Source organism: Streptomyces sediminimaris (genome assembly GCF_047049295.1).
In the GTDB taxonomy this organism is placed as follows: Bacteria; Actinomycetota; Actinomycetes; order Streptomycetales; family Streptomycetaceae; genus Streptomyces; species Streptomyces sediminimaris.
On record NZ_JBJWOT010000001.1, the window covers coordinates 3,787,559 to 3,805,384 of the forward strand.

Consider the following 17,826-nt stretch of genomic DNA (forward strand, 5'->3'; position numbering starts at 1 on the left):
CCGCACCCTGCTTCGGGGCCCTGCTCGGGGGGTGCGGGAACGGCAGCGCTTCGGGGCCCTGCTCGGGGTGTGCGGGAACGGCAGCGCTTCCGGGCGCGCGTGCACCCGGCGCCTCCGGGCGCGCCGGGGGCTGCACCGTCCTGGGGGCGCGGGGAACCGCGCGAGCAGCCACGCCGCACCCGCAGCCGCCGAGACACCGGGCGCCCCCACCCCGCACGGCGCCCCGGCCCTAAAGATGCCGCACCGCGTCGAGAAACGGCTCAATCGCGGCCCGCCACCCCTCCGGCTGGTCGTAGTGCACAAGATGCCCGGCGTCGGCGACCTCCGCGTACTCCCCCCGCGGCAGCACCCGCACCATCTCCTGCGCCTCGGCCCGCCCCAGCTCCCCGTCCAGCCCGCGCACGACCAGCGCGGGACACCGCACCTGGGCCAGCTCCTCCCAGTGCGCGTCGTACACCCACGTCTCACGCGACTTCAGCATCTGATCGGGCGCGAAGACCGGCCGCCAGCCGTCGGCGGACTCGTGCATCACCTCGGCGTAGAACTCGCCGCGCGCCGCGTTGGGCCGCTCCACCCACGGATCGTCCTCACCGAACCACTTCCGTACGTCGGCCAGCGTGGCGAACGGCACCGGCCACGCCTCGAACCACTCCGACCACTCCCGCTGCGAGGCCGCGCCCAGCGCCGACGCCCGCATGTCGCAGATGATCACGCTCCGCACGAGGTCGGGACGGGCCGCGGCGAGCTGCCAGGCGGTCAGCGCGCCCATGGCGTGCCCGATGACGACGGCCGGGGCGAGGCCGAGCTGTTCCAGGGCGGCCTCGGCGTCCTGGACGTAGGCCTCCCGCGTGAAGGCGGCCCGCGGCGGCTTCTCGCTCTGGCCGTGGCCGCGCTGGTCGAGTGCGACCGCGCGGTGCCGCTCGGAGAGCCAGCGGGCGGTGGACGCCCAGTGCGAGGCGCGGCCCATCAGGCCGTGCAATAACAGCACGCCCGGGGTGTCGGCGCCCGTCGCGCCGTCCGCCGGGTCGGTCTTGGGCGGGTCGCCGAACTCCCAGGCCGCGAGGCGTACGCCACCCGCCCCGGTCACGTCGATGCGTCGCGCCATGGTTCTGGTACCCCCCTGGCTCCGTGAACCGCGTCCTGCCGTCACCTGCGAAGACCGGTCCCGTGCGCCGCCGCTCCCCGGCACACGTCCCGCGTGACCGCCCACCGCAGGCTATCGAAAACCTATTCGAAAATGCTGTATCTGCGAGCAACACCCCTCGTACGAGTGACCTCGCCCCAGGCATGATCGCCGTCGCCGAGGGGAGATCTTCTGCGGGGAGCGGACCGCTCGGGGAAAACGGTCCGTGGGGATGACCCTGGGAGCTCGGGGCTCCGGGTCAGCACAGGGGAGGACAGGCCCCGGCGCCGTTCGGCGCCGGGGCCCTCCTCACGTCTGCGGCGCATCCGCCCGCCCCCTTCGGTCATATGCCTCACGCGACAGCCTTGCACGGGAAACGTCCGAGCGCTGGCGATTTCGGCCACCGCTCCGGCGCCTCGAAGCGCCTGCCGGGACGCCCGGAAGACGCCTCAAATGCCCCTGGAGAAACGGAAGTTGCAGATCCACGAGTCCTCCGGGGCCCGGTGCGGAACCAGCCGGAGCGGGCCGGAGCGGGTCGTCGGCCCTGCGCTCGTGCGGGGTCAGCGCTTGGCGACGAACACGTGCGAGGCGACGTCCGCCTCCAGCTCGGCCGCCTCACCGCCGCTGCCCACCAGCACGCCGCCCGCCGACTCCGTCACGCTGACCACCGAGCCGGGCTGCACGCCCGCACGCCGCAGCGTGTACATCAGCTGCGCGTCCGTCTGGATCGGCTCGCCGATACGGCGCACCACGACCGTCTTGCCGTCGGCGCCCGGGTCGAGGTCCGCGAGCGAGACCATGCCCGCGTCCAGGAACGGGTTGGCGCCGTCCTTCTCGCCCAGCTCCTCCAGGCCGGGGATCGGGTTGCCGTACGGCGACTCGGTCGGGTGGCGCAGCAGCTCCAGCACGCGCCGCTCCACGGCCTCGCTCATCACGTGCTCCCAGCGGCACGCCTCCGCGTGCACCTGCTCCCACTCCAGGCCGATCACGTCGACGAGCAGACACTCGGCGAGGCGGTGCTTGCGCATCACGCGGGTGGCGAGGCGGCGGCCCTCGTCCGTGAGCTCCAGGTGACGGTCGGTGGCGACGGACACCAGGCCGTCACGCTCCATCCGCGCCACCGTCTGGCTGACGGTCGGTCCGCTCTGGTCCAGCCGCTCGGCGATCCGGGCCCGCATGGGCACCACGCCTTCCTCCTCCAGCTCGAGGATGGTGCGGAGATACATCTCCGTGGTGTCGATCAGTCCGGACATACGTGCCCCTTGGTGAGATCTGCCGGAAGCACGACAGCTTCCCGGCGCGTGCGCTGGCCCAGGAGTCAATTCTGACGCATGCCGCCGACAACCGTGCCGCGCCGTGGAAACGGGGACCCCCCGCTGCCCGCGCCACGGGGCCCCCGCCGCCGTATTGACACGGCACTGGTCCAGACCGCACGGTGATCCGCGGCACAGACACCCGACGCCGTACCGGAAGGGCCCGCATGAGCGACGGCAAACCGGCCGACCAGTTCCTCGACGCCGCGATCGACCTCCTGCGACGGGTCCGGGACGAGGAGGCGGAGTCCATCACGGCGGCCGGCACGCTGCTCGCCGACACCGTCGCCGAGGGCGGACGGCTCTTCGCCTTCGGCGCCGGGCACTCCTCGCTCGCCGCGCAGGACGTCGTCTACCGCGCGGGCGGGCTGGCCCTGATGAACCTGCTCACCGTGCCGGGCGTCGTCGGCGTCGACGTCGTGCCGGCCACGCTCGGCTCCGCCCTGGAGCGCGTGGACGGCCTGGCGAGCGCGGTCCTCGACTGCTCCCCGCTGCGCGCCGGGGACGCCCTGGTGATCATCTCCCTCTCCGGCCGCAACGCCCTGCCCGTGGAGATGGCCATGAAGGCACGCGAGCTGGACGTGCGGGTCATCGGCGTGACCTCGGTGGCGTACGCGACCGAGACCCGCTCCCGGCACGCCTCGGGCACCCGTCTGCGCGACCACTGCGACATCGTCCTGGACTCCAAGATCGCCGTCGGGGACGCGACGCTCACCCTGGACACCGTCCCGGTCCCCTTCGCCCCGGCCTCCACCGTCGTCACGAGCGCGATCCTGCAGTCGGTCATGGCCACGGCCGCCGGCGCCCTCGCCGCCCGCGGCATCGAGCCGCCGCTCCTGCGCTCGGGCAACGTGGACGGCGGCCACGAGTGGAACGCCCGGGTGATGAGGGACTACGGCGACCGGATCTTCTACCAGCAGCAGCGCTAGCCCCACCGGGCCGCGCGACGGCGGGCCGGAGGGCCTGGACCTAGTCCCGCCCCAGGACCTCCGCCAGATCCAGCGCCGCCGCGATCCGGACGGCCACGTCCTCCGCGTACACCGTGTCGGGCCGCTCGAACGGGCTCCGCCCGCGTGCCCGCAGGAACGTCACGACGCCGAGCGTCCGCCCGCGGCCGCGCAGCACCGCGCACAGCGCGTGCACGGTGTCCTCGGGCCACTGCCGCGCCACCGCCCACTCCCGTGCCTGCCCGGCCGGGACCGCGCCCACGGTGGCCCGCACGGATCCCGTCCGCTCCACGCACTGCAGGGCCGGATGCCCCTGCGCGTACCGCACCGGCAGGCCCGCCTGCCCGGTGAGCAGGCTCGGCCCCGGCGCCCCGGAGGGCGTGGCCGCGACCCGGACCAGCCGTACGGAATCCGTCTCCCCGTCGGCCACCGCGCCGCCCGCCACCCGGTCGATCAGCGCGTGGTCGGCGAATCCGGCGAGCGCGAAGTCCAGATGGACGGTCGCCGCCTCCCGCGGATCCTCGCTCTCCGCGGCGGCCCGCGCCGCCCGGTGCAGCTGGTTCGCCCGGAAGCGCAGCTGCGCGGCCTCCTGCTCGCCCTGCTTGCCCGCGGTCACGTCCACGAAGAGCCAGGCGACGCCCAGCGGCACCGGCTCCTCCGCGAGCGGGGAGGCCAGCCGCACGAAACCGCAGCGCCAGCAGCGCCGCTGCTCGCCGTCCGCCGTGCGCACGCTCACCCAGATGTCGGCCGGCGCGGGCGGCGCGCCCTCCGCGAGCACATGGGTGAGCGCGCTCTCCAGCTCCTCCACGCCCTGGGCGAGCAGCTCGCCCAGCGGGCGGCCCAGCGCGGACGTGCGCCCGGTGCCGAGCGCGCGCGCCGCGTGCGCGTTCACCACGGCGGGCCGCAGGTCGGCGTCGACCAGCACGACACCCCAGCTCGCCTCCTCGAACAGCGCCTCGCTCAGCGCGATCGACCGCTCCAGGTCGATCTGCGCGTGCACCTCGCTGAAGGCGCAGTAGACGCCGGCGGGCTTGCCGTCGGGACCGCGCACCGCCGCGGACTGCGTGCGCACCAGCACCCGTCCGCCGTCCTTCGTCAGCAGCGCGAACTCGTGCACCTGCCGCCCGGGGGCCCGCATGGCGGACATCAGCCGCCCCTCGACCTCCTCGGCGTCCGCCTCCCGTACGGCCCACCCGGCGAAGCCGTGCCGGCCGACCGCCTCGGCCGCGCTCCAGCCCAGGATCCGCTCGGCCTCGCGGTTCCAGTGGGTCACGACACCGCCGGCGTCGAAGGCGCACAGCGCCGCGTCCATCCCGTCGAGCAGCGCGGCCAGCAGGTCCGAGCCGTCGGGGCCCGCCGGGCCCGCCGGCTCGGGCTCGTCCGGCCCCAGCTCATCGGTGGTCCCACTACGCCGGGAAGCACTCACCTGGACCCCCTGCCAAGCCGCGTCCGCACCTACTGCGCGTCGGTTCGCTCACTTGCAATCATCCAACACCTGAACGTGACACAGCACACACCGAGTTCCCCAAGATTGAAGGAATCGTTGCAACGCCCGCCACTCCCGTGCTCCGGCCCCGCCCCTCACGGGTGCCGGCCGGGGCCGGTGGGACTGGCGGTGGTCGTCGGACTGGACGAGGTGCCGCCGCCGGTGGTGCCGCCGAGCAGGCCGCCGTCGCCCGCGCCGCCGGTCGAGCCGCCGCCGGTGGTGGTACCGCCGGTGGTGGTGCCGCCCGAGGTGGTGCCGTAGGTGCCGGTCGGGCTCGGGCCGGGGCAGTGCTTGCCCCGGCCGTGACAGCCGCCGGCGGAGGGGCTCGGCGCGGTCGGGCTGGGCGGCGGGGTGCTCTGGGTGGCGGAGGGGGTGGGTGAGGGCGCGCCGAACTCGTCGGTGCCCTTGCCCAGGTCCGGCGCGGACGGGAACTGCTGGACCGGCTGTCCCCGGAGGGCGCCGGTCATGTAGCCGGTCCACACCTCGGTCGGCATGTCGGCGCCGAACACCTTGGAGTAGCCGCCGACGCCCTGCATCGACTGCAGACCGGCGTTCTTCGGGTCCTCCTTGAACATGCTGACGGATGTGACCAGCTGGGGGGTGTATCCGATGAACCAGGCGGACTTGTAGTCGTCGGTGGTGCCGGTCTTGCCGGCCGCCGGGCGGCCCAGGGCCTGGGCGTTGGTGCCCGTTCCGGACTTGACCACGTCCCGCAGGACGTCGGTGACGGTGTCGGCGGTCGAGGCGGGCATGGCCCTCGTGCCCTTGGGCGCGCCGAAGCCGGGCAGCTGCCGGCCCGCCGCGATGACCTTGGTCACCGAGTACGGCTCGTGCTGGACGCCGGCGTCGTCGAAGGTGGCGTACGCGTCGGCCATGCGGATCGCCGAGGGGGTGGAGGTGCCGATGTAGAAGCCCGGGGTGTCGTACTGCAGGCTCTTGCGCAGCAGGCCCGCCTTGAGGGCCTCGTTCTCCACGTTGTCGTAGCCGACGTACTCGCCGAGCTGGACGTACGGGGTGTTGACGGACTGTTCCATGGCCTTGCGCAGGGTGATGTAGCCCCACTTGGTGGTGACGTCGTTGCGCTGGTGCAGCAGGCCCGTCGGGTCGTTCGGGTCGGGCACCTCCCGGCCCTGCTGGTTCTTGATGGTGATGCCGTCGTCGCCGTTGAACTTGCTGTCGGGGGTGATCGGCGACGGCGCCTGGCCCGGGGAGAGGACGGCGCCGTGGTCGAGGGCGGCGGCCAGGTCGACGGGCTTGAAGGTGGAGCCGACCGGCACGCCCTTGGCGTCGGCGTTGTCGGTCCAGTGGCCCTTGTCCCAGCCGGCTCCGCCGTACAGGGCCACGACCGCGCCGCTCGACGGGTCGATGGACGCCGCACCGACCTGGACGTCCTTGTCGGCCTTGCGGTGCTTGGGGTCGAGGTGCTTCTTCTCCATGGCGGCGACGGACGCCGACAGGGCCTTCACCTTCTTCTTGTCGAAGGTGGTGTAGATCTGGTAGCCGCCGCGGCCGAGCTGCTGGTCGGTGAGGGAGGAGTGGGCCTCGGCGTACTTCTTCGCGGCGTCGACCAGGTAACCGGTCTGCCCGGACATCCCCGCCGAGGCCGTGACGGGCTTGGGCGTGGGGAAGCCGGCGGCCAGGTACTGCTGTTCCTGGGCGTCGGTGATCTTGTGGATCTTGGCCATGCGCTGCAGGACGTACGTCCAGCGCGCCTTGGCCCGCGCCCTGGCCTGCGGGTCGGTGTCGGCGTGCATCAGCAGGCTCGGCTCGTTCACCGTGGCGGCGATGAAGGCGCCCTGGCTGACGGTCAACTGCGAGGCGTGCTCGTGGTAGTAGACCCGGGCCGCGGCCTCGATGCCGTAGGCGTCCCGGCCGTAGTAGCAGCTGTTGAGATAGCCCTGCAGGATCTGCTGCTTGGACATCTGGTCGCCGATCTTCAGCGAGATCATGATCTCCCTGAGCTTCCGGGTGATCGACTGGTTCTGGCTGAGATAGGTGTTCTTGACGAACTGCTGGGTGATGGTGGACCCGGACTGCACCTCGCCGCCCGTGGCCATGTGGTAGACCGCGCGCAGCATGCCCCGGGTGTCGATGCCGGGGTCGGTGTAGAAGGTGGCGTTCTCCGCGGCGAGGAAGTCCCACTGCACCTGCTTGGGGACCTGGGCGAGGTCGACGTTCTGCCGGTTGGTCGACCCCTGCGTGGCCATCACCGAGCCGTCGGACCAGTAGTAGGTGTTGCTCTGCTGCTGGGTGCTGGGGTTCGCGCTCGGGATCGTCGTCGTGGCGTAGGCGTACGAGAACAGGCCCAGCAGGCCGCCGGAGAACACCAGGAAGGTGCCGAGCACCTGCTTCCACGAGGGCAGCCAGCGCCGGAGGCCCCGCTTGCCCGCGCGCGGGTAGTCGATGAGGCGGCGCCGGCCGGGGGGTGCCGCCTGCGCGCGGGGTGCCTGCGCGGCGCGGCGGCGTCGCCCGCCGCCCGTCCGGGCGGCCCGGCGCGTCTCGGCCCGGCCGCCGCGCGGTATGCCGTCCGGGCCGGGTGGCCCGGGCCTCCCCGACGGTCGGCGCCGGTGTTCACTCATACTCGCCACTCCTCGGCCGTCCACAGGTCGCCTGCTGCCGCGAGGCCGGTCCGCCCCGCGTGCTGCGGGGGGCCCGGCCCGGGACGAACTGATGCTCCAGACGAACTACAAGTTGTAAGACTAAGTGGTGGCCGGATCGCGACCGCATCCGCCCCCCGGAGTGGGACGCCGCCGCCCGAGGGGCGGCGGCGTCCCCGGTGGGCTCAGCCGGTGAAGTAGCCGGCCAGGTCGGCGATCAGGTCGACGTTCCCGGCGTGGTTGTAGAAGTTGATCTTTCCGTTGTTGACGGGGACGACGACGAGGTTGGGGATGGTCTTGCCCTCCGTGAAGTTGAGGTTGGAGGCGGGATTCGGCCTGGACATCCCGTTGGGGTAGACGGTGACGTAGCTGGTGGTCGTCGGGCGGACCGCGGTGACGTTCAGGACGACCGCCGTGGCGTCGACCGGGACGCCGTTGTGGCCGCCGACGGTCAGGGTGACCGTGGTGTCGGTCCCCAGGGTGCCCTTGCGCACGCCGGTGCCGTCGCGGGTGTCCATGACCCGGACCGGTCCCGCGTTGTGCTCGACGGAGCCGGTGGCGCTGAAGTAGCCGCTGATGTCGGCGATCAGGTCCACGCTCCCGGCGTTGTTGTAGAAGTCGACCTTGCCGTTGACGACGGGGACGACCACGAGGTTCGGGAACGTCTCGTTCGCCCAGAAGTTGAGGCTCGAGGCGCTCGTCCGGGTGGTCCCGTCGGGATAGGCGGTGACGTAACTGGCCTTCGTCCCCCGCGTCGCCGTCACGTTCATCACGACCGCGGTGACGCCGCTGGTGGGCAGCCCGGCCTTGCCGGCGACCTGGAGGCTGACCGTGCCGCCGGGGCCGACCTTCGCCTTCGGTACGCCGGTGCCGTTGCGGGTGTCCATCAGCCGCGTCGGGGTGACGCTGGTGAGCTTGGAACCGCTTCCGTCACTGGTGTAGTAGCCGGTGATGTCGGCGATCAGGTCCACGCTCCCGGCGCGGTTGAAGAAGTTGACCTTGCCGTTGGTGACGGGCACCGTCACCAGGTTCGGGAAGGTCTTGCCCGCCGGGAAGTTGAGGTTGGACGCGCTCGTGCGGGCGGTTCCGTTGGGATAGACGGTGACGTAGCTGGTGTCCGTCGCGTTGGTCGCCGTCACGTTCATGATGACGCCGGTGACGCCGCTGCTGGGCACCCCGGCCCTGCCGGTGACCTGGAGCGTGACCGTGCCGTTGGCGCCGACCTTGGCCTTGGCGACACCGGTGCCGTTACGGGTGTCCATGATCCGCGTCGGGGTGACGGGCTTGAGCGTGCCGGTCGGCGGCACGACCGGGTCGGTCACCGTGACGTCGCTCGCCTTCACGTACGCGAGACGGTGGTTGTAGCGGATCGGGTAGTAGCTGGTGTTCCCCGAGACGAGCACGCAGTCCGGGGTGCCCGAGCAGTTGATGTCCATCGCGTAGTAGAAGTCGCCGTTCACCGCCGACAGCGCGGTGTAGGACTGCCCCGGCTGGATGGTCGCGTGGTCCAGCGGGGTGACCTGCTGGTTCGGCTGGGAGGCGAGGTCGCTCAGCTCGGCGGGGTAGGCGGAGGTCTCCGGGTAGGCGCGCCCGTACACCGGGACGGCCGACGATCCGGCCGGGGTGATCAGGTGCTGCGCGGTGCCGGTGTTGGCCATGGTGTAGGCGCCGCCGGGGTTGTAGAACCACGCCTTCTGGCCGTCGTACCAGATGGCCGTCCAGTCGCCCTGCACCGCGGCGACCACGAAGGTCTGGCCGAAGGGGGCCTTGTCCGTCCAGTCCCAGCCCTGCGTGGTGCCGGTGGGCTTGCCGTCCGCGGCGAACTTCGGGTCGGTGAGCAGCGCGGCCGTGGCGGACGGACTGGTGCGCAGGTACACGAAGTTGGCCGGGTTGGCCGGGCAGGTGGTGGTGGACGAACCGCATCCGGTCAGGGTCGGCTCGTAGCTGCTGCTCCACGGCGGGGTGATGGTGACCTCACCGCCGACCACGGGCATGCCGTTGCCGTTGGGGAAGGCACCCAGGAGCCTCATGTAGTGGCTCCAGTTCCACCACGGGCCCGGGTCCCAGTGCATGCCCTCGTAGTAGGCGCTGAGCGGGCCGGGGATCCCGTCGTGGCCGATGATGTGCTCGCGGTCGAGCGGGATGTCGAACTTCTTGGCGAGGTAGCCGACCAGGGCCACGGAGGACTGGTACTCCTGCTCGGTGTACCAGGTGCCGTAGTCCAGCGCGTAGCCCTCGTGCTCGATGCCGACCGAGTGGTCGTTGACGTACTTGTTGCCGGCGTGCCAGGCGATGTCCTTGGTCGGCACCATCTGCGTGACCGAGCCGTCGGCGCCGACCACGTAGTGGGCGCTGGCGTAGGTCGACGACTGCTGGAACGAGTTGATCGCGGAGGACGCGGTGCTCTCGGTGTCGTGGATGACGATGGTGTTGACGGCGTCGCCGTCCGCCGGACGGTTCGCGAGGTCGTAGTTGCCGTAGTCGCTCGGGTCGCTGCTGCTGTTCTGCGCGTAGGCGGCGGGGGTGAACGTGCAGGCCAGCGTGGAGGGGCACTCCGTCGCCGGGGTGGCGGTGGTGCCGGTGGTGAAGGAGGCCTGGCGGATCGCGGGCTTCAGGTCCGGGCTCACCGCGCTCGACCGGTGCTCCGGCACGGACGGGTCGGCGGAGAGCGTCACTTCCTGGTTGTCCGTGGTGACCCGGTGGGCGCCGACGCGCATGGTCGCGAACACGCGGTCGGCGAACTGCTCGGCGACCTGGGAGCGGGTGGACTGGCTGTAACGGGTCACCGCCGGGTACCACTGCCCGGGGTCGGACGGCAGCGAGCCGGCCGACGCGCGCTCGTAGGAGGCGAGCAGTGCGGCGGCGCCGCGTATGTTCTGCCGCGTGGAGGTGCGCAGCGACGCCTGGGAGCTCTTGACCATCGAGGCGGCCTTGTCGAGGGTGCGCATCGCGGGCGTGATCCGCTGCGACACGGTCGCGCTCGGCGTGGCGGTGCCGCCCGGCGTGGCGGCGGCGGACCTCGCGGCGTGGTGGCGCAGCGCCCTGGGGTCGTCGCCGTACCCGTGGGTCTCCGGCGCGCTCTTCCCGTGCGGCTTCAGGTCGGCCGCGCTGACCGAGGTCAGGCCCATGACGTTGTAGTTGCCGGTGACCGAGGGCCGGCCGTCGTGCGACTCCCAGAGCGTCATCTGGTAGGAGACGGCCATCAGCACACTCGCCGGCACGTGGAACTCGGCGGCGGCCGACTTGAACTCGGCCTGCAGGGAGTGCGAGGGGCGCCCGCTCGACGTGTCGGCGGCCTTGTTCCCGCCCGCTCCCAGGGCCGTCGTTGCGATCACGCCTGCCACGAGCCCTCCGGTGGCGAGCCCGCTCGCCACGCCGAGCCACAGCCGCAGCCGGGGTCTGCGATGTTTGGAAAGCAAGAAACTACCTCAATCAGGTCATTGAGCGATATGAATATCGATGTACGACAACACCCATGTATCAGCGGGGGAGGGCAGGCCGGCGAGAAGGAGCTGCCGGGGCGGTGCGCACGGTACCGCAGCGCGCCCACACGGTCTCGCTCCCGCTCCCCTCGTGACGGAGCCGCGAACACAGCCCCCCGGGCTGTACAGCGCTGACGGGCCAGTAAACATCACACCAATGGCGAGCGGCACCCGGTTTCACTCAGCGTGTGACCGGCAGCGCCGCCACGAACCGCGGCCCGTCCGCCCGGTGCTGCACGGGGAACGTCACCTTCAGGCCCTGTTCCTGGCCCGCCACCGACAGCCGCGTGGCGTACTGCAGCCCCAGGAACGCCTTCTTCGAGCCGCCCGCCGAGACGTACGGCCGGGGCAGGTTCAGCATCAGCCGGCCCGGTCTGCCGCCCCGGTTGCCGTCGAAGAAGAGCAGGCGCTGGTCGGTCATGACGATGTACAGCGCGCGGGGCGTGACCGTGGCCATGACCGTGCCCGCGCTGAGCACGCCGACCACGGCCGCGGTGAGGGCCTGCCTGCGCACGGAGACGGAGCCGACGCCCGCGAGGGAGGTGAACTCCACCCGCTCGCCCTGGAGCAGCAACGGGGCCGCCGTTTCCAGCAGTTGGCGGGCGCGGCGGGAGTTGAGGGCCATGAGGGCTCCAGGGGAGTGAAGAGGGCGGGCGGAAGAGAGCGGCCCGCGGTCACCGGCGGGCAGAAGACGCGCAAAATAAGGAGGCCAGGTGAACGGGAGATGTCCGAACGGTGGGGAACCGGTCAAGTCGCACACCTGTTTAGGCCAACCCCGGGCCGCTTCCGCCCGGCGGATCCGCTGTCACCGCGCTCGCTTATGATCCGCCGCATGTCGCACCCTCCGTCCCTGCCGCCTCCCGACTTCGAGCCGGCCTCCGCCTTTCCCGAGGCCGCCTGGCTGCGGAAGGCCGCCGCCGTGTCGGACTGGGCGGCGATCCGGCAGTACGTCGACGGGCTGCCGTACGGGACGGACCGCAGCTTCGCGGTCCGCGTGCTGGCCGAGGTGGACGGGATCGAACAGTGGCTGCGGCCCGCCGTCGCCGCCGCCCCCGACGACGTGCTCGCCCTCACCGTCCTCGGCGCCCGCGAGGTGCGCGTCGGCTGGGAGATCCGAACCTCGGCGCGTGCCGAGAACGTCAGCCGTGAGCAGTTCGCCGGGCTGCACGCGCACCTGCGGCAGGCCGAGCAGCTGCTGATCCGGGCCACCGCGCTCGACCCGTCCCACGACGCGGCCTGGGCCGAGCGGATCACCACCGCCATGGGACTGCAGCTCGGGCAGAACGAGGCGCGGCGCCGCTACGACCGCCTGGCCAAGCACCACCCGCACCACTTCACCGCGCAGGGGCGGCTGCTGCAGCAGCTGTGCCCCAAGTGGGGCGGGAGCTGGGAGGCGGCCCACGGCTTCGCCCGGGAGTGCATGCTGGCCGCCCCCGAGGGCGCCATGAACGGCGCTCTGGTGGCCGAGGCGCACCTCGAGCGCCGGCTCGACCTCAAGGGGCAGGCGCGCGAGGAGTACCTGCGTCAGGACCATGTGCGCGCCGAACTCGTCGAGGCCGCGGACCGGTCCGCCCTCCACCCCCGCTTCCACCGCGGCTACGGCTGGGTCACCGCCCAGGGCTGCTTCGCCGCGGTCTTCTCCCTGATGGGCGACACGGCACGGGCCGCCGCCTGCTTCCGCGTGCTCGGCAACCTCGCCTCGGCATACCCCTGGGACTGCCTCGGCAAGCCCGCCGAGGCCTACGTACGCCACCGGGACGCCGCCCTGGCCCGAGGATGACCGGCCGGCGGGCGACCACCCCGGCGCAGCGACCGAAGAGACCGAACAGAGGCCGAAGATGAACCCCCAGGCCCACCAGGCCACCGTCCACCTCACCGAGGTCGACGGCATACCCGCCCTCTTCGCGTACGCCACCGGGCCGATGCGCGCGGGCCTCGTCTTCCGCGTCGGCGTCGCCGACGAGACGCTCGCCCGCGCCGGTGTCACGCATCTCGTCGAGCACCTCGCCCTGCACCGCCAGGGCCTGCCCGACTACCACTTCAACGGCGCGACCAAGGCCGCCTTCACCCACTTCCACGTCGAGGGCGCCGAACACGAGGTGGCCGCCTACCTCCAGGGCGTCTGCGCCTCCCTCACCGACCTGCCCATGGACCGCCTGGAGACCGAGAAGGAGATCCTGCGCACCGAGGAGTCCCGGCGCGAGGACCCCCAGCTCCCGCTGTGGCGTTACGGGGCCCAGGGCTACGGCCTGGTCAGCTACCCGGAGTGGGGCGTACCCGGTCTGCGCCCGGACGACGTACGGCACTGGGCGCACACCCGCTTCACCCGGGGCAACGCCGTGCTGTGGGTGGCCGGCGAACGCCTGCCGGCCGGGCTGTCGCTCAAGCTGCCCGCCGGTGAGCGCCGCCCGATGCCCGCCGTCACCTCCGCGCTTCCGGCCGCCCCCGCCTACTTCTCCGCCGGCCGGGGCGGGGTCCTGCTGGACTGCGTCGTCACCGACACCGCCGCCTCTCGTCTGTACGCGGGCGTCCTGGAACGCGAACTCTCCCGTGCCCTGCGGCAGGAGGGCGGCTACTCCTACACCGCGGCCACCGACCACACCTCGCGCCGCGACGGCTTCGCCCTGGTGACCGCCTTCGCGGACGCCCTGCCCGCCAAGCAGGACGCGGTGCTCGGCGGCTTCGTCGACGTCCTCGCCGCCCTCCAGGCGGGCCGGATCGCGCAGTCCGACCTGGAGACGGTGCGGACCCGGGCCGACGGGCGGCTGACCGGGCCCGACGCCGCCCTGCGGCGGCTGCCCGGGGCGGCGGAGGACCTGCTCGCCGGGCGGCCGCCGCGCACCCCGGACGAACTGCGCTCGGAGCTGTGGGCGGTGACGGCCGGCCAGCTGCACGCGGTGGCCGGGGAGGCGGCGCGGACGGCGCTGCTGCAGGTGCCCGCGGGGCACAGCGCGGACTGGGCCGGTTACCGCGCGGCCCCGACCAGCTCCCCGTACGCGGTCACCGGACGGCGGTTCGCCTCGGTGGGCGGTGCCGCTCCGGACCTGGTGATCGGGGACGAGGGCGTCAGCCTGACGGCGGCGGCGAAGGACGGGACGCAGGAGGCGGCGACCGTGCTCTACCGCTCCTGCGCCGCCGTGCTGAGCTGGCCCGACGGCGGCCGCCGGCTCATCGGCACCGACGGCATCACCGTCGACGTGGAGCCCGGCCCGTACGGCGTCGACGCGCACACGATGGCGGCCGTGGACGTCGCCGTACCGCCGGCCGCCGTGGTCCGGCTGCCGCCCCGGCAGCAGCCGTCCGGGCCGCGGGCGGCCGCCGCGCGCGCGGGCGGCGAGTCCCCCGGGCGGCCCGCCCCGGCCGCCGCCCGGCGCACCGGCCGGCAGACGGCGACGCTGGTCGTGTCCGGCCTCCTCGGCGCCTGCTTCGCCTTCCTGGCCCTCGCCGTCACCGTCTTCGGCGGTGACGACCCGGAGACCGGCACCGGGGAGTGGATCGCCCTCGCGGGCTTCCTGTGGGGGATCACCGCGCTGCTCGCCTGGCCCGCCATACGCGTCCTGCGCCGTACGCGCCGCTCCTGAGACCGGGGCCGGGAACGGGGATGCCCCCGCCGACCGTCGTGGTCGGCGGGGGCATCGCGGGTACCGCGCCGGATCACCTCAGCTGGTGTATCCGGCCACGTCCACGATCAGGTCCGTGGTGCTGTTGGTGTAGAAGTCCACCTTGCCGTTCGAACCGACCGGCACCATCACCTGGTTGGCGATGCTGATGCCCTTCACCCAGTTCAGGTTGGAGGCGGTCGGACGGCTGGTGCCGTCGGCCCAGACGGTGAGGTAACCGGTTCCGGTGGTGCGGGTGGCCGTCACCGTCAGGACGACGGCCTTGACGCCGGTCGACGGAACGCCGTCGCGACCGGAGATCTGCAGGGCCAGCGTCTTGCCGGAGCCGAGCGCCGACGTCTTCCTGGTGTCCAGCAGACGCGACGGGGTGACCGTCTTCAGGGTCGTACCGGAGGAGGAGAAGTAACCGGAGACGTCGGCGATCACGTGGCTGGTGCCGCGGACGAAGATGCTGACGTTGCCGTCGCTGCCGATCGGCACGACCGCCATGTTGGCGATGGTGGTCCCGGTGGCCGACCAGTTGAGGTTGGAGGCGGTCGGGCGGGTGGTGCCCTCCGGGTAGGCCTCCAGGTAGCCGCTGCTGCTGGTCTGGGTGGCCGTCAGGTTGAGCACCACGGAGGTGGCGCCGCTCGGCACGCCCCCGTGGCCGCGGACCTTGAGGCTGATCGCCTTGTCGGAGATCTTGCTGGTGGTGGAGATGCCGACGGCGTGCCGGGTGTCCAGCAGGCGGTAGGGCTTGAGCGCCGTGTGCCGGGCGCCGCCGGTGCCGCTGGTGTAGTAGCCCTGGACGTCGACGATCACATGGGTGGCGCTGCTGGTCGAGACGTTCACGATGCCGTCGCCGGCCACCTTCACGGTGGTGGAGGCGGCGATGGTCCGGCCCGGGTCGCTCCAGTTGAGGTTGCTGGTCGACGGCTTGGTGGTGCCGTCGGCCCACGCGGTGAGGTGTCCGCCGCCGGTGGTGCCGGTCGCCGTGAGGTTGAGGACCACGGCGGTCACACCGCTGCTGGGTATCCCCGCCGCACCCTCGATCCTGACCGGCGCGGTGCCGCCGCTGACCAGCACGTGCTTCGTCGGCACGGAGCTGAGGCCCCAGCCGGTGCCGTTGCGGGTGTCCAGCAGGCGCTTGGGGGTGGCGAGCGGGTGGAACGTGGCGGCTCCGGTGGCCGCCGTGCCCCGGGCCGCGCACACCGAGTCGATCAGGCCCTGCTCCCTGGGCGCGCCCAGACCGGTGACCTCGTCATAGCCCGCCGCCGCCGAGTAGCCGGTGGCGTACACGGAGTTGTTGCCGCTGGTGACGTCCCAGAAGGCACCGGGGTAGTCGGCGCGCCCCGCCTTGTAGAGGGCGTCGTTGAGGAAGCCGACGCGGCCGTTCGCCTGGCAGGCGCTGGAGGCGTTGGCCTGGACGATGGCGGCGGCCCAGGTGGGCGCCGCGCCGCTGGTCCCGCCGATGATGCCGGGGACGGGGCCGGAGGACTGGCTGGTGTCCAGGTAGTAGATCGGGTAGCCGGCGCTCGGGTCGGCCAGGGCCGACACGTCCGGGACCGCCCGCTTGCTCGTGGTGGCGACGCCGCCCTGGTAGACGGCCGGGCTCCAGCGCGTGGAGACACCGCCGCCGCTGGCGCCGCCGTCCGAGTTCCACGCCGCCTGGGTCGCGGCGGTGCCCGAACCGTTCATCGTGGTGCCGCCGACGCCCGTGACGTAGGGCTGGCTCGCCGGGTCGTCCACGGCGGCCGCGGAGGAACCGGTCGCGGGTGCGCAGTCGCTGGAGCCGCTGTCGCCGGAGGCGGCGACGACGCTCTGGCCCTGGGCCGCGGCCTCCGCGAAGATCGTGCTCTCGGCGTTCGCGTTCGCGCTGCTCTGGACGGCCTCGCACAGGCCCCAGCTGGTGGAGATGACCTGTGCCCGGTCGTCGGTGACCATCTTCTGGTAGACGTCCAGGACGTTCTGGTCGGTGGCGGACGAGGCGTCCGGGCCCTGGTAGTCGATGATGCTCGCGCCCGGCACCAGACCGATCAGGTCCTCGATGTCGAGGGCCGCCTCCACGCCGACCAGCGAGCCGTCCACCGTGCTGCCGGCCGCGGCACCCGACCCGGCCGTCGTGTCGGCGTACACGTGGGAGACCGAGGTGCTGGTGCCCACGCAGGACTGGTACGCGGCGATGCTGGCGTCGTCGACGTTCTCCAGCTCGAACACGGCCACGGTCTGCCCGGCACCGGCGGTGGCGGAGCTCGTCATCCCGTAGTTGCCGGCCAGCTTGCCGGGGCTGTAGTAGTCGGTGCCGTCGCTGAGGCCCGAACCGGTGAAGTCGGCGCACAGGGCCGGGGTGTACGTGCGGGGGGCCACCGCGCGGGGGCTGCGCCCGGCGACGGAGGCGGGCCCGCTCACGTGCCGCACGGCGGAGTGGTGGCCGACCAGGGTGCTGACGTTGCTCAGGCCGACGATCCCGGTCACCGACGCGGCGGCGTCGGCGGGCAGTGCGGGGGCCGCGGTGTTGAGGAAGCGCGTCGTGCCGTTCCTGAGCCGGACGTTCTTGAAGCCGGTGCCGAAGGCGTGGGACGCCTGCGCGACGGTGGCGGTCACCGGGATGGCGAGGCCGTCGGAGCTGACCTTGCCCGGCCTGAGCCCGGCCGCCCTGAGCGCCTGCGAGACTCCGGCGATGGTGTCCCGGGTGGGGCCGAAGGCCGAGGCGAACTGCCCCTTGGCCAGGTAGTGGTGGTACTGGGGGTCGCCCGGGGTGGACACCGCGGTGACGAAGTCGCTGAGCGCCTTCGGGTCACGCGGGGACAGATGCACGCTGAGGTGCAGGGTGGTTCCCGGGGTGGTGGCGCCGACGACGGACGCGCCGGCCGGCACGCGCGGCGCCGTGCCTATTCGCTTCGGCGCGTCCGGCCGCGGTGCGGCGGCGGCGCCGGCCGCGCTCGCCGAGACGGCGGCGGTCGCAAGGAGCGCGACGGCGAGCGTGGACGCCACCGCCCCCCGGACCCTCGTGTCGCCCTCGCCCGCCACGCGTCTGCGACGTCCCGGCGCGGCCTGAACCATTCTGGTCATGCGGTCCCTTCGGAAAGAATCGAGGCACCGTCGTCACGATCAGCACCGGCACCTTGAGCTCACACTTTGGCGGACGGGTTCGACCGGGCACGCGGGAACTGTCCATCTACGCCAGAAGTTTGAACATTTCTTATCAGAAGAGGTCCGTTCTGTCTCTTTCCTGTCCTCTGCCCGTCGCCTGCCTGCCTTCTTTCCGCCGCCCGTAAA

The 17,826-nt window shown here is 72.6% G+C and carries 10 protein-coding genes; 3 read left to right on the forward strand and 7 right to left on the reverse strand.

The genetic code is table 11. The annotated features are described in order from the left end of the window. Nucleotides 1–229: 229 nt before the first annotated feature. Both ACJ9NR_RS17475 and ACJ9NR_RS17480 read right to left on the reverse strand, forming a co-directional pair. On the reverse strand, nucleotides 230–1,105 hold the full coding sequence (locus tag ACJ9NR_RS17475) for an alpha/beta fold hydrolase (protein WP_412488494.1): 876 nt from the start codon (nucleotides 1,103–1,105) through the stop codon (nucleotides 230–232). 578 nt (nucleotides 1,106–1,683) lie between these two features. Next, complete coding sequence (locus ACJ9NR_RS17480; RefSeq protein WP_412488495.1) at nucleotides 1,684–2,376, reverse strand: iron-dependent transcriptional repressor DtxR; 693 nt, start codon at nucleotides 2,374–2,376, stop codon at nucleotides 1,684–1,686. 227 nt (nucleotides 2,377–2,603) lie between these two features. Here ACJ9NR_RS17480 and ACJ9NR_RS17485 point away from each other — a divergent pair, with 227 nt between their 5' ends. Beyond that, the gene (locus tag ACJ9NR_RS17485) at nucleotides 2,604–3,365 is read left to right on the forward strand and encodes an SIS domain-containing protein (protein ID WP_412488496.1); all 762 of its coding nucleotides are present in this window, start codon (nucleotides 2,604–2,606) and stop codon (nucleotides 3,363–3,365) included. A 40-nt stretch (nucleotides 3,366–3,405) separates the two neighbouring features. Here the strand turns inward: ACJ9NR_RS17485 and ACJ9NR_RS17490 are convergent, their stop codons facing one another. The 4 genes from ACJ9NR_RS17490 to ACJ9NR_RS17505 form a co-directional block, all read right to left on the reverse strand. Continuing rightward, nucleotides 3,406–4,809, reverse strand: a complete 1,404-nt coding sequence (locus ACJ9NR_RS17490; protein ID WP_412488497.1) for a PAS domain-containing protein — start codon at nucleotides 4,807–4,809, stop codon at nucleotides 3,406–3,408. 155 nt (nucleotides 4,810–4,964) lie between these two features. After that, a complete protein-coding gene (locus tag ACJ9NR_RS17495; RefSeq protein WP_412488498.1) occupies nucleotides 4,965–7,448 on the reverse strand; it encodes a transglycosylase domain-containing protein in 2,484 nt (827 codons plus the stop codon). A gap of 203 nt (nucleotides 7,449–7,651) precedes the next feature. After that, a complete protein-coding gene (locus tag ACJ9NR_RS17500) occupies nucleotides 7,652–10,885 on the reverse strand; it encodes an N-acetylmuramoyl-L-alanine amidase (RefSeq protein ID WP_412488499.1) in 3,234 nt (1,077 codons plus the stop codon). A gap of 244 nt (nucleotides 10,886–11,129) precedes the next feature. Next, complete coding sequence (locus tag ACJ9NR_RS17505; protein WP_412488500.1) at nucleotides 11,130–11,573, reverse strand: hypothetical protein; 444 nt, start codon at nucleotides 11,571–11,573, stop codon at nucleotides 11,130–11,132. 207 nt (nucleotides 11,574–11,780) lie between these two features. Between ACJ9NR_RS17505 and ACJ9NR_RS17510 the strand changes: the two genes are divergently transcribed. Next, the gene (locus tag ACJ9NR_RS17510) at nucleotides 11,781–12,728 is read left to right on the forward strand and encodes a hypothetical protein (protein ID WP_412488501.1); all 948 of its coding nucleotides are present in this window, start codon (nucleotides 11,781–11,783) and stop codon (nucleotides 12,726–12,728) included. Between the two features lie 58 nt (nucleotides 12,729–12,786). Then, on the forward strand, nucleotides 12,787–14,529 hold the full coding sequence (locus ACJ9NR_RS17515; protein WP_412488502.1) for a peptidase M16 family protein: 1,743 nt from the start codon (nucleotides 12,787–12,789) through the stop codon (nucleotides 14,527–14,529). Nucleotides 14,530–14,607: 78 nt separating this feature from the next. Here ACJ9NR_RS17515 and ACJ9NR_RS17520 read toward each other — a convergent pair whose 3' ends face one another. Continuing rightward, on the reverse strand, nucleotides 14,608–17,619 hold the full coding sequence (locus ACJ9NR_RS17520) for a S53 family peptidase (RefSeq protein WP_412488503.1): 3,012 nt from the start codon (nucleotides 17,617–17,619) through the stop codon (nucleotides 14,608–14,610). Between the last annotated feature and the right edge of the window lie 207 nt (nucleotides 17,620–17,826).